The organism is Acinetobacter sp. BWR-L5, assembly GCF_039655985.1.
Taxonomy (GTDB): domain Bacteria; phylum Pseudomonadota; class Gammaproteobacteria; order Pseudomonadales; family Moraxellaceae; genus Acinetobacter; species Acinetobacter johnsonii.
This window is the reverse complement of record NZ_JAGFEV010000006.1, coordinates 1-13,158: the sequence shown is the minus strand read 5'-3', so window position 1 is coordinate 13,158 and position 13,158 is coordinate 1. Positions and strand designations below refer to the sequence as shown.

Here is a 13,158-nt window from a genome sequence, read left to right as displayed (position 1 = left end):
CATTGCCTGAACTAAGTTATATGCGAGTGATTTTTTGATCAACTGCTGTTGGTCGCAATCCATAGCTTACCGATAAACGGTATTTCCTCTATGCGTACACGTACAATGCGGTAAAATAGCCTGAATTTTTTGATCCTATTTGCGTTAGCATGACTCTAAGCCAATCATTTAAAAAGATAATTTGTGATTCAACCCTCTCTGTATCTCATATACTACAGGCATTGAATGAGCTCACACAGTTAGTCTATTTACAAAATGTCGATGCACCTGTCATTGCTTTTTTACCCGAGCGTTATCAAGTTTTTCAAAAAAACCAGCACTTTTTCTTTCAACGCACACAGGATTTTTGTTATATCCGTGATGACGAAGAAATAGACATTTCCAGTAATATTCAGCCAAGCTCAGAACAAAAAGAAGCATCTTTTAGTGGTGGACTCATTGGATTCGTCAGTTATGACTATGCCGCCCAGCAACACGTTCCGATTCAAATTAAGTCACAGCCAAGCCTATTTTTAGGTTTATACAGCAGTTATCTACAATGGACTGATGCAGGCTGGCTATTTTGCAGTAGCGATTCACAAGCCGAACGTATTTATCGCAAAATTGAATCGTATTTATTACAGCCATCTGTCTTAATCCATTCACTCCAACTTGAGTCAATCTGCCAAGCACGCTGGACTGAAACCGAATACAAACAAGCCTTTCAGCAAGTACAGGAATACATCAAAGCTGGGGATTGCTATCAAATCAATCTGACACAAGAGTTCACTGCCAAGGCACACGGTCAACTCCTAAGTGCAGTTGAAGCATTTTGGCAATTGACCGATGCACCTTACTCAGGCTATCTCCGTATCGATGATTTTGAACTCTTAAGTTGTTCGCCCGAGTTGTTTATTGATTTTCAAACCCATCGAAAAATCATTACCAAGCCGATTAAAGGCACCATGCCGCGCTTTGCAGATCCAGTCTTAGATGAACAATCGAAACAGCGCTTAATGGCTTCGGAAAAAGACCAAGCTGAAAATGTGATGATTGTCGATCTACTGCGTAATGACTTGAGTGTTTATGCAGAAACAGGCTCCGTCAAAACACCTAAACTGTTTAATATTGAAAGCTTTAATCAAGTCCATCATATGGTCAGCGAAGTCGAAGCAACACTGAAAGCAGAAGTTCATCCCTTTCATGTGCTGCTCTCTGCGCTACCTGGCGGGTCTATTACAGGCGCGCCTAAAATTCGAGCAATGCAGATTATTGAAGAACTCGAAGGTGCACCACGTGGAGCCTACTGTGGCTCAATGGGTTATTTTAATCTCGATGGTACGGGTTCTTGGAACATTCTGATTCGTTCTATTCAAAAATTCCAAGATGAGGTTTCGCTTTGGGCTGGCGGTGGAATTACCATTGCATCAGAGTGTGAGGCTGAATACCAAGAATGTTTTGACAAGGTCTCAGCACTGCTTAATTTACTCAATACTTTTGTGCAAACGGACACTGAATGGCCTCCAAAATAAAAAAGTGAACCTTCACATCAGTGAAGGTTCACTTTTCAAAGATCAAAACTGTTGAAGGTTTATTTTAAAATATCATTTTTCAATGTATCGACTAAGCGTTGATTTTGTTCATCAGTTCCAACTGTGATACGTAAAAACTGGTTAATACGCGGTTTATTGAAATAACGCACAATAATGCCTTGTTCACGTAATTCGGCCGCTAATTCACCCGCATCTTTGCTAGGCAATGATGCAAAGATAAAGTTGGCACTTGATGGCAAAACGTTAAAGCCCAGTGCGGTCAATTGTTCAATCAAATGTTCACGGCTTTGAATCACTTTTTGATTTTGCGCTTCGAAATAAGCTTGATCTTCAAATGAAGCGACCGCAGCGGCTATCGCAAAACGATCCATCGGGTAAGAGTTAAAACTATTCTTCACCGCTTCAAGTGCCTCAATCAAATGCGGTTGAGCAATCGCAAAACCAACACGTAAACCTGCCAGTGAGCGAGACTTAGACGTAGTTTGACACACCACCAAGTTCTCATATTTTTCCACCAAACTGACTGCCGATTCAGCACCAAAGTCTACATAAGCTTCATCAATGACCACCACTGAATTTGGATTGGCCTGAAGCACTGCTTCTATTGCAGCTAAACCAATATCAATACTGGTTGGTGCATTTGGATTGGTGATAATAATGCCGCCATTGGCTTGTTTATAGTCATCCACCACAATTTCAAAGTCATCATTGAGCGGCAAAATTTTGGTTTTGACCCCAAAAAATTGGCTATAAACAGGATAGAAGCTATAGGTAATATCGGGGTAAAGTAAAGGCAGCTCTTGCACAAAAAAAGCTTTAAAAATATGCGCTAAGACCTCATCTGAACCATTGCCAACAAAGACATTTTCAAACGCAATATTTTGTTGTTTCGCAATCGCCTGCTTTAACGCAGAAGCATCTGGATCTGGATATAAACGCAATACATCTGCAGAGTTTTCCAAAACCGCTTGAACAGCCTCCACCACTTTTGGTGAGGGTGGATATGGATTTTCGTTGGTATTGAGCTTCAATAAATTTTGAATTTTAGGTTGTTCGCCTGGTACATACGGTTCTAATTCACGTACTTCAGGACTCCAAAAACGCATTTGTTCTGTAGTAATGTTAGACATTGTCTATCTCATTTATGCACTCAACTTACTTTTATGTAAGCCCTCTCCTTCTAGGAGAGGGTTTGGGAGAGGTTTATGATGTCCCAAACTGAATTAAATATTTTCCCCTCTCCTAACCTCTCCCATAGGGAGAGGAACATTCATTACTGAACACATGAGGGATCTAAATTTATATTATTGATAACGATAACGTGCCGAACGCGCATGCGCATCTAAGTTTTCTTGTTGCGCTAAGATATCTGCGGTTTTCGCCAAAGTTTTCACACCTTGCTCAGAGCACATAATCAAACTTGAACGTTTTTGGAAATCATATACACCCAACGGGGATGAAAAGCGTGCTGTACCTGAAGTTGGTAAAACGTGGTTTGGCCCTGCACAATAGTCGCCGATTGCCTCTGGGGTATAACGCCCCATGAAGATTGCGCCTGCATGGCGAATATCTTCTGCCATTTCCTGTGCTTCATCTAGGCAAAGCTCTAAATGCTCTGGTGCAACCTGATTAATTAAATCAATGGCTTCTTGACGGTCTTTGACCAATACCAAAGCCCCACGATTTGCAATTGAAGTGCGCGCAATTTCAGCTTTTGGTAATACGGCTAAATGCGCTTCAATAGCCAGTTCTACTTCATTTAACAACTGTTCATCTGGTGTGATAAACACTGCTTGTGCCACAGTATCATGTTCAGCTTGGGACAATAAATCCATCGCCAGCCATTGTGCGTTATTTATGCCTTCGGCATAGACTAAAATTTCAGACGGCCCTGCAATCATGTCGATACCGACTTGTCCGAATACTGCACGTTTCGCAGCCGCGACAAAACGGTTGCCCGGCCCCGTAATCTTATCTACCGCTGGAATCGTTTCTGTGCCATAGGCTAAAGCCGCAACCGCTTGTGCCCCACCAATGGTAAAGACACGGCTGACGCCAGCCAAATAAGCAGCTGCTAATACCAATGGATTCAACTCACCATTCGGTGCTGGTACGACCATAATAATTTCAGGCACACCCGCCACATGCGCAGGCACAGCGTTCATTAACACAGAAGACGGATAAGATGCCAAACCGCCAGGTACATAAATACCAACGCGATCTAAAGGCGTTACTTTTTGCCCAAGTGTGTTCCCCAAGGCATCTACATAGGTCCAGCCTTCTTGTTTTTGCGCTTGGTGAAACTCACGAATACGGTTTGCAGCAAGCTCTAACGCCTCGCGGACTTCGGTACTCAAACCTTCAAAAGCGGTTTTTAATTGTTCTTGGGTCAGTTCTAAATCTGAGAATTGATGCGCGGGATGTCGATCGAACTGTTGAGTGAGTTTAAGAACATGAGCATTACCATGCTGACGAACATCAGCGATGATTTGATCTACGGTTTTTAAAAGTTCTGGGTCACTCACGGTTTCAAAAGCCAACAAATCAGCAAAGACTTGTTTAAAGTTCTGATCTTGAGTCGATAAACGTCGCATCAATTTATCCACAATGAAAATAAAGGGAAGCTTTAGTTTACCTTGTTTCCTGTATTTTGTGGGCAACAATCCTCCAGCTAAACACGGAGTGTAATGAAAAATTACTTTTAACTTCATCGGTAAATGAATGTGATCATGATTTTTAAACTAGAATTATTAAACATGACTAAAAAACAGGCAAAACGAGATGATCCTCACGGACATAGCCACATACTTTTCAACGGGGCAATTTAGTCGAATCCAACAGCATTTTTCAGAAACCATTACATGGGAAATTGTGGGTGAACAACAGCTTTCAGGTTTTGATCAGGTGCTCAAGCATTGCCAGTCTATCGAGCATTATTTTACGACGGTCGCGCATGAGTTCCATATTCAAGCAATTCATCAAACGGGTCATCATGTGATTGTTCAAGGTGAAGCGCAATTTCATAACACCCAGCAGACATCCCGAATTTCTGCTTGTGATGTCTATACTTTTAACAATTTGAATCAACTGGCTCAAATTCAATCCTATTGTATTTCAATCCAATAAAAACATTAAAAAATGAGCAGGTACAAAAAAACCGCCATCATCGATAGCGGTTTCTTTAAACAAAAAAGATCAACTTATTTGTTTTTTAACGCTTCACGTTCAGCAACTGCTGTTTCTAACTGTGCAAGAATTGGGTTTAACAATGCTTGCTTACGTTTGAAACTTGCCTTGTTCACGATCAGACGTGAAGACACTTTACAAATTTCTTCCAAAGGTTCTAAACCATTGGCACGTAAAGTATTCCCAGTATCGACCACGTCAACAATGTAATCGCCCAAACCCACCAACGGTGCAAGTTCCATTGAACCGTACAACTTAATCACATCGACTTGCTCACCTAAGCTTGCATAGTACTGACGGGTTAAGTTTACGTATTTTGTGGCAATTTTTAAACGCCCTTTTGGACGCTCCATGCCAACTTTGCCCGCGGTCATCAGTTTACATACTGCGATTTTTAGATCGAGTGGTTCATAAACGTTTTGCGCGCCATGTTCCATAAGCACGTCTTTACCCGCAACACCAATATCAGCCGCACCATTTTCCACATAGGTGGGTACGTCAGAAGCACGTAAAATTAAAATACGGACTTGTTTATGGGTAGTTGGGAAAATTAACTTACGTGATTTATCAGGATCTTCCAGTAAGTTAATTCCAGCCGTTTCAAGTAAAGGCAGGGTTTCTTTTAAAATACGACCTTTACTCAATGCCAATGTTAAACCATGATCAAAATTGCCCATTACGTCAAAATTTGGATCATCGTTTCTCATATCGCTCATGAACTTACTCGCTTAATTTGGGCGCCTATACCTTGTAATTTCGCTTCGACATCTTCATAACCGCGGTCAATATGATAGATACGATCAATCAGCGTCTCACCATCCGCAGCAAGTGCAGCTAACACCAGCGAGAAAGAAGCGCGTAAATCTGTTGCCATCACTGGTGCCGCAGAAAGTTTCTCTACACCAGTCACAACAGCATCATTACCTTCGACCTGAATATTGGCACCCATACGTGACAATTCAGGTACATGCATAAAACGGTTTTCAAAAATCGTTTCAGAAATAGTAGCAAAACCACGACCAATAGCATTGACCGCCATAATTTGTGCTTGCATATCAGTTGGAAAGTCTGGATGTGGAAGCGTTTGGAAACTCACTGCTTTCGGGCGTTTACCCATCATATCCAGTTCGATCCAATCATCACCACGGGTCACTTCCGCGCCCATTTCTTCAAACTTTTCTAAGACCGATTCCATCAATGTTGGATCAGTATGTGTGGTTTTTACACGACCGCCCGTAATAGCTGCAGCAGCCAAATACGAACCTGTTTCAATACGGTCAGCAACCACAGCATATTCACAGCCATGTAGTTTTTCAACACCTGTGACCACTAAGGTATCTGTGTCTAAACCTTCAATTTTTGCACCCATCGCGATCAACATTTTCGCAAGGTCCGTAATTTCAGGTTCACGTGCCGCATTACGAATCGTAGTCACACCTTCTGCCAATGCCGCAGCCATTAAGATATTTTCAGTACCACCCACGGTCACCATATCAAAAATGACTTCACCACCTTTCAGACGGCCATCAACTTTAGCGTGTACATAACCCGCTTCAACTTCAATCTCTGCACCTAAAGCTTCTAAAGCTTTTAAATGTTGATCGACTGGGCGCGAGCCAATCGCACATCCACCCGGCAAAGACACTTTTGCACTACCATAGCGCGCCACCAATGGGCCTAGCACTAAAATAGATGCACGCATAGTTTTCACCAGCTCATACGGTGCAAACTGATTGTCCAGTGTTGAGGTATCCGCAGTAACTGTGTCACCTTCATAGGTCATGGTAATACCTAGACCACCAATCAACTGCACCAAAGTATTTACATCTTTTAAATGCGGTACGTTGGTGAGCTTGGTTGGGGTTTCAGGCAAAATCATTGCTGCAAGCAACGGCAAGGCAGCATTTTTAGCACCCGAAATACGAACTTCGCCTTCGAGCTTCGTGCCACCTTGAATTAAAAATTTATCCATCTAATTTTAAGCTCCGAATAAGCTTGCTTTACGCCATTCTTCTTTAGTCATTGCACGAATAGTCACCGCATGCACTTCGCCACTTGCGATATAAGAATTTAATGGTGCATAAACAGCTTGCTGACGTGCAACAGGGCGTTTGCCTTCGAATTGGTCGTCGACAATACGTAAGTCAAACTTTCCGCCTTGCCCACTAACTGCAACTTCAGCTTCAGGAAAAGCAGCTTTTAAAATTTCAGTGAGCTGTTCACTATTCATCACAAAGACCTCTTATAGGACCAACGGTGTAAAAACCTGCCATTTTACTATAAATCTGAAAAATAAATCATAAACCCGCACACTTTATATATAAAAAAAGAGGTTTTAAAAAACCTCTTTTTGCATAAAAAACAAACTAAATGGCAATAGGTTGGTAAACCTGCTGCATTTTACGGTGCTTATCGAGCTGTCTTTTTAGTTTTTCTGATAATTTTTTAATCGACGTATACATATCATCTGCTGAAGCCTGAGCAAAAAATTCAATGCCTGGTAAACGGATAATTGCTTCTGCAATATGATTGCTACTGCCTTTTTTAGTATGTTTATCGACCTGATGATCCTTGGTTAATTTCACCTGCATACTGTTCACCTGATCAATATGCTTGGTCATTTCTGCAAATTTGCAGCGAATGGTATCTTCAATAGCTGGGGTAATGCTCAAATGATGTCCACGAATTGTTATTTGCATATATCTATCCCTCACCTTCATTAGGATTAATGAGGAAAAGCCAAGACGATTTAATGACTGCAAAATAACCAGCACGCATAGAAACATCAAATCATTTTAGCCATTCCTTAAAGAAAAAAGAGGTTCATTATGTTGTCATAATGAACCTCTAGAATAGTCAGATTTTAAATTTTAGATCAAGACTTTTCGTTCAGAAGATGACGGAATATGTAACGATTCGCGATACTTTGCCACTGTCCGACGCGCTACATCAATTCCATCGTCCTTTAACAGATTGGCAATTGCGTTATCAGACAAAGGCTTACGTGCATTCTCTTCAGCAATCAATTTTTTAATCTTGGCACGAATTGCAGTTGAAGATGCTTCACCGCCTGAAGTAGTCCCCACATGGCTTGAAAAGAAATATTTCAACTCGAACAAGCCGCGCGGCGTCAGCATATATTTATTGGTGGTCACCCGAGAGACGGTCGACTCATGCAATTCAACTTCTTCTGCAATATCCCGAAGTACCAAAGGCTTCATCCCTTCAGCACCAATTTCTAAAAATGCACGCTGATGTTCAATGATACACGTCGCCACTTTCAGTAAAGTTTTATGGCGTTCATCGACACTTTTAATAAAGTTTTTCGCATCCAACATTTGATTACGTAAGTACTGATTATCTTCACTTTGATCAGCACGCTTAATCATATTGGCATAAAACGAGTTCACACGAAGTTTTGGCATCACATCAGGATTTAAAGCCACTTGCCATTGTTCGTTTTTCTTCATTACTACGACATCAGGAATTTGATAATCTGAATCTTTATCTTCAAACTCAAGCCCTGGATGCGCTTTTAGCGTTTTCAATAAATCAACCGCGCACTTGAGCTGCTCTTGATTTAAACCCGTTTGTTTAATCAGTTTCGCTAGTTCATTGCTGATCAATAGTTCATAGTTTTTCAGCAGATTCATGGCATCATTTCGACAAGCGGTCTGCATCGGCAAGGCTTCCAACTGTACCATTAAGCACTCTGCAAGATTCCGCGCCCCAACGCCAAGTGGGTCTAAACGCTGAATATGCTTGAGCACCACAACCACTTCGTCATCTTCGACTTCGTCGTCATAGTCCATGCTGGTTAAAAGATGTTGAACTGAAGTCGTTATTTCTGAAATATCACTGTCTAAAAAACCTTTATCGTCCAAAGAGTCAATAATGCAATAAGCAATCAACATATCTACTTGTGAAAAATGCAACAGATTGATTTGCTCAAGCATATGCTCTTTTAAACCCAAATGACCTTGGCGATTATCTTCTCGCTCTTCAAATTCTGCCGCGCCCAAACTGGTCGGTTGATGGGTATAGACATCATCCCAGTCGGTATCGACTGGTAAATCATCGGGTAAATGGTCGGCGTTGAGTTCGTTGGTTAAATCTTTCTTATCCTGTTCTTGCTCTTGCACACTGGATAAGCTTTCGATAGATGACTGTTCTTCTACTTTTTCTAAGAGTGGATTGCTGTCGAGTTGAATCTGAATTTCTTGTTCAAGTTCAAGGCTCGACAATTGAAGCAATCTAATAGCTTGTTGTAATTGGGGGGTTAACGACAAAGAGTTCGAAACTTTCAATCCAACCGATAACTTCATAAAACTCTACTCATCAATACAACTATTTTTAAAGCACGCTTTATAAGCAATTTTTGTGCCGTTTTATTTTTTATAGCATAGAAAATTCAAAAAACCTACATTTTTTGAGCAGATTGTTTTTCATTTCCTGTCTAGTTTTAGACTTTATGGATGTCTTAATGCATATCAATTATTGAAAAGGCTCATTAAAACCTTCACACAGTCCAGAGTTACACGAAACACTGCATCGTCTACTTTCACTTACTTACAAGAGTCCGTTAAATCAAAACATCGGTATCATTCTGCTTTGTTAGGCTAAAGCATAGACATTTTTTAGGTGATTTACATGACTCAAAAAGTATTGTTCATAACCTCAAATATAGGCGTAGAACATGATGAGCTAATTGATCCTCTCCATTTTCTACAGTCCAAAGGCATAGAATGCATTCATGCCGCGATTGAAGCTCGCGATGTTCGAACTGTCAAAATGGACTCAGACTCGGCAGCAAGCTATCCTCCAGATGTCGATTTGGATCATGTTCATTATGACGACTACGATTTGCTAATTATCCCCGGCGGTACAGTTAATACTGATTTATTACGCCACCATCCCAAAGCTCTCGAAATTATCCAAAGTTTTAGCAACCAAGCCAAACCGATCGCCGTGATTTGTCATGCGCCTTGGGTTTTGATTAATGCTGAACGGATTCAAGCTAAGCAACTGACTTCGCATAAAAATATACGACTCGATCTGGAAAATGCAGGTGCTATATTGGTCGATGAGGCCGTTCACACATGTTATGCAGATGGTTGGACACTCATCAGCTCACGTAGTTCAGAGGATATTCCCGCTTTTAATCAAGCAATATTAAAAGAACTCGAATCCAATTCGTCCATTTAAGATGCCATAAAATAAAAGAGCCTGATATTGAGCTGGCTCTTTTATTCATTTTTAAAAGTTACAGACTTTTTAAGTATTCAATAATTTCTACTTGTTCTGCCATTTCAGCCAGTTGAAGCGCAGTATATTCACCTTTGTAGTGGACATTCGCACCTTTTTCAACCAGTAGTTTCACCACATCTAGATAGCCATTTTCAGCCGCCGCTTGGAGTGCACTATAGCCTTCATCGTCGATGGAGTTCACATCTACACCATTGGCGAGACTTTTTTCTACTTCAGCGAGTTCACCTAAAGATGCCCAGTACACAAGTTCAGGTAAATGCAGTTCATCATCGTTTTCAGTAATTGGGGTAATAGAGTTAAATTGCATGACTTAAATTTACCTATTCAAATAACTTTTTATATCTTGCCATAAGTTCTTCTTCTGAACGTCCTGAAATTTTCGAAATTTTTTTATAATCTGGTAAAGGAGATTCTGCTAATAAGGATTGGATAGCTTTGTTCTTTTTCATATCAACATTCAGTATAAACCCATGATTTTTTGTCAATTTTAAATCTATTTTCTTACTTACAGCTTTAGGAAATTCATCTAAAAATTTATAAAATTCTATAATTAAATCGTCACTTAATCTTAAACATCGCTCAGTCAGATCTATTAAACAAGATAAGTCACTTTGATTAATTTTCGTTTCTATTTCTGAATCACTTAGATCAATATAAGCTATATTATCATCATCAGATTTAAAGAACTGTATGCGAACTTTTTCATTAAACTCATTTCTAATATTCCATAATGAAAGTAATGTATCGTAATTAGCAAAGAGGGTTCTAAGATATCCAACATTCAGCCACTTAATATTTTCACAATCAGTTATGAAAACTAATTCATGATAATCATACTGGTATTTTTTTTCTGTACCTACAATTGATGGTATAGCAAGAAATCTTTGATATGGATCAGAAGTTAAGCTTCCATAATAATTCAATTTAATTGACAATAATGATTGATGAATCTCATCTGCAATTAAAATCCATTTATTGATAATATCTAACTTTCTTCTTTCAGCAGCCATTTTTTCCTGCCTCAAATAAACTAAATAACCCGCACACGCACCTACGAATGAAGAAAATAAAGCCATTGCGATAGGAAAAAGGTAATCTTTAAGAATGCTTGATTCTTGTTTTAATTGTAAAATTGCTTCAGCTATTAGTTGTTCTTCACTCATTATACTAAGATTTATTATCATAAAATTAAGTTCTTATAACATAAAATGCCCCTTTAAGAGGCATTTTAAAAACTTGATCTTAAACTTTTACTGACTGAACACGACTGACCATCTCAGGCTCATCCTCATGCATAATCAGAGCAACAGCAATAGCAGTAATCAACACAGGTAAACCCACAGCAATAAAGTTAAAGTGCGCTGGCAAATTCATTCCCAACAAACTCCCGATTAAAATTGGTCCAATGATTGCACCCATCCGACCAATCGCAGACGACCACCCAATCCCAGTGGAACGAACAGCAAGCGGATAGTACTGAGCAACATAGCTATAAAGCAGCATTTGCGAACCAATGGATGCAGCACCCGCCAAGAATACTAAAATATATAAAAGGAATTGATTCGATTGGAAGCCCATCAAGCTCATCACAACAGCACCCATCATCCCCAAGCACATCAGCACAGGTTTCAAATGGAAGCGATCTGCCAAGATCCCTCCACCCACAATACCAATCACAGCACCAATATTCATCACCATCATAAACATCAAGCTATTGTCCATTGAGTAGCCTGCTACCATCATTAACTTCGGCAACCAACTGCTTAAAGCATACATCGTCAGTAAGCAGGTGAAGAACGCCACCCAAAACAACAAGGTATTTACCGCACGCCCACGTTTAAATAAGCTCACAACATTTGCAGACTCTGGCACATCAAGCTGATGCAACTCAAAAGTTGTATCTTCTTTTACCGTTACTGTTGGTGCTAAACGACGAACAATTTTACGTGCTTCCACTTGACGGTTTTGTTGCACAATAAAAGTCAAAGACTCGGGCAAAAACATCCAAATAACTGGTAACAACAACAAAGGAATACCGGCAATAAAGAACATAATTTGCCAACCAAAACTTGGAGTAAACCACGCACCTAACAATGCAGCCATTACACCACCCACGGCATAACCACTAAACATCGTAGTCACCAAAGTACTACGCATTTTTTGTGGTGCATACTCAGATGTCAGCGCAACAAGGTTTGGCATTACTCCGCCAATTCCAAGTCCTGCAAGGAAACGTAAAATCGCAAATTCCGTTGGATTTGATGCAAAACCACCTGCACAGGTAAGCCCGCTAAAAAGCACAATACAGATCATAATGACTTTTTTACGGCCAATTTTATCCGCCAAAGAGCCAAATATCATTGCACCAAACATCATGCCTGCTAAAGCAGTACTTGCAAGCATACCCGCCTGTACAGCACTTAAGCCCCAGTCTTCCATTAATAATGGTAATACCACACCATTAATTGCCAAATCATAACCATCAAATAAAATAATTAGTAAACACCAAGCAACAACTTGAAAATGGAAACCCGAAAATTTTGCACGATCAATAATATTATTCACATTAACTGCTTTAGCTGACATTATTCACCTCCTATGAGCTATTGTTTCATTGCACTTTAACTAGCGCCCTTCAGTTTTTATAATGTGCTAATTCAGCCCAAACAGAAGTCATTCACCAAAGTAATTTGGTGTTATATTCACACAATTTATAGTGATATAAAAATTCAACATTAGTCTAAATAAATGATTTAATTCGCATTAAAAATAAATAAAACCAACCATTAACACTTGTCTTTCTGATATGAAATAAAATAATAATTAACAATAAAGGCCTAATTTAAATTAGATAAAAATATAGTATTTAGTTGATAGTAAAAATTAACTGATAGTAAAAAAGAAAAATAAGTATAGAAAGGTTCATTTAAATAATAATTATGACTATTTAGGATGTTTTATTTAATTACGATAAATCTCAATTAGACGATTGATTCATTTATTATTTTAACCTTTTCAGCATAAAAAAATCCCCCTCAGCGATTAGCGGAGGGGGATTTAGAATTAATGAGCTGGCGATGACTTACTCTCACATGGATAACTCCACACTACCATCAGCGCTAAGAGGTTTCACTTCTGAGTTCGGGAAGGGATCAGGTGGTTCACTCTTGCT

The 13,158-nt window shown here is 39.7% G+C and carries 13 protein-coding genes and 1 rRNA gene; 3 read left to right on the top strand and 11 right to left on the bottom strand.

The features are described from left to right. Window positions 1-149 precede the first annotated feature (149 nt). Window positions 150-1,511 carry an anthranilate synthase component I family protein gene (locus JZ787_RS11620; protein WP_346312359.1) on the top strand — a complete coding sequence of 454 codons (1,362 nt, stop codon included), beginning with the start codon at window positions 150-152 and terminating at the stop codon, window positions 1,509-1,511. 59 nt (window positions 1,512-1,570) lie between these two features. Here JZ787_RS11620 and hisC read toward each other — a convergent pair whose 3' ends face one another. Both hisC and hisD read right to left on the bottom strand, forming a co-directional pair. Next, entirely contained in the window at window positions 1,571-2,662 is a 1,092-nt protein-coding gene (gene hisC / locus JZ787_RS11615) for a histidinol-phosphate transaminase (RefSeq protein ID WP_346312358.1), read from the bottom strand. A gap of 174 nt (window positions 2,663-2,836) precedes the next feature. Then, on the bottom strand, window positions 2,837-4,138 hold the full coding sequence (gene hisD, locus JZ787_RS11610) for a histidinol dehydrogenase (RefSeq protein ID WP_346312554.1): 1,302 nt from the start codon (window positions 4,136-4,138) through the stop codon (window positions 2,837-2,839). A 175-nt stretch (window positions 4,139-4,313) separates the two neighbouring features. Between hisD and JZ787_RS11605 the strand changes: the two genes are divergently transcribed. Beyond that, window positions 4,314-4,658 (top strand): nuclear transport factor 2 family protein, encoded by a 345-nt coding sequence (locus JZ787_RS11605; RefSeq protein WP_346312357.1) that lies wholly within the window; start codon window positions 4,314-4,316, stop codon window positions 4,656-4,658. A 74-nt stretch (window positions 4,659-4,732) separates the two neighbouring features. Here the strand turns inward: JZ787_RS11605 and hisG are convergent, their stop codons facing one another. From hisG to JZ787_RS11580, 5 genes are all read right to left on the bottom strand, one after another. Beyond that, window positions 4,733-5,434: an ATP phosphoribosyltransferase gene (gene hisG / locus JZ787_RS11600; RefSeq protein WP_004984172.1), complete on the bottom strand. Its 702-nt coding sequence runs from the start codon at window positions 5,432-5,434 to the stop codon at window positions 4,733-4,735. Beyond that, entirely contained in the window at window positions 5,431-6,690 is a 1,260-nt protein-coding gene (gene murA / locus JZ787_RS11595) for a UDP-N-acetylglucosamine 1-carboxyvinyltransferase (protein WP_005400214.1), read from the bottom strand. The genes hisG and murA overlap by 4 nt, the downstream gene beginning before the upstream one ends. Window positions 6,691-6,696: 6 nt before the next feature. Beyond that, window positions 6,697-6,948, bottom strand: a complete 252-nt coding sequence (gene ibaG / locus JZ787_RS11590) for a BolA family iron metabolism protein IbaG (protein WP_004695019.1) — start codon at window positions 6,946-6,948, stop codon at window positions 6,697-6,699. Window positions 6,949-7,084: 136 nt separating this feature from the next. Continuing rightward, complete coding sequence (raiA, locus tag JZ787_RS11585; RefSeq protein ID WP_004695021.1) at window positions 7,085-7,417, bottom strand: ribosome-associated translation inhibitor RaiA; 333 nt, start codon at window positions 7,415-7,417, stop codon at window positions 7,085-7,087. A 171-nt stretch (window positions 7,418-7,588) separates the two neighbouring features. Further along, on the bottom strand, window positions 7,589-9,043 hold the full coding sequence (locus JZ787_RS11580; RefSeq protein WP_005400217.1) for an RNA polymerase factor sigma-54: 1,455 nt from the start codon (window positions 9,041-9,043) through the stop codon (window positions 7,589-7,591). A 325-nt stretch (window positions 9,044-9,368) separates the two neighbouring features. Between JZ787_RS11580 and JZ787_RS11575 the strand changes: the two genes are divergently transcribed. Then, window positions 9,369-9,923 (top strand): DJ-1/PfpI family protein, encoded by a 555-nt coding sequence (locus JZ787_RS11575; RefSeq protein ID WP_346312356.1) that lies wholly within the window; start codon window positions 9,369-9,371, stop codon window positions 9,921-9,923. Window positions 9,924-9,981: 58 nt separating this feature from the next. Here the strand turns inward: JZ787_RS11575 and JZ787_RS11570 are convergent, their stop codons facing one another. From JZ787_RS11570 to rrf, 4 genes are all read right to left on the bottom strand, one after another. Beyond that, a complete protein-coding gene (locus tag JZ787_RS11570; protein ID WP_234951177.1) occupies window positions 9,982-10,293 on the bottom strand; it encodes an ankyrin repeat domain-containing protein in 312 nt (103 codons plus the stop codon). Between the two features lie 13 nt (window positions 10,294-10,306). Next, the gene (locus JZ787_RS11565; protein ID WP_234951176.1) at window positions 10,307-11,149 is read right to left on the bottom strand and encodes a hypothetical protein; all 843 of its coding nucleotides are present in this window, start codon (window positions 11,147-11,149) and stop codon (window positions 10,307-10,309) included. A gap of 79 nt (window positions 11,150-11,228) precedes the next feature. Further along, window positions 11,229-12,572 carry an aromatic acid/H+ symport family MFS transporter gene (locus JZ787_RS11560; protein ID WP_346312355.1) on the bottom strand — a complete coding sequence of 448 codons (1,344 nt, stop codon included), beginning with the start codon at window positions 12,570-12,572 and terminating at the stop codon, window positions 11,229-11,231. 483 nt (window positions 12,573-13,055) lie between these two features. Beyond that, window positions 13,056-13,158 (bottom strand): 5S ribosomal RNA (gene rrf, locus JZ787_RS11555); the annotation flags it as partial.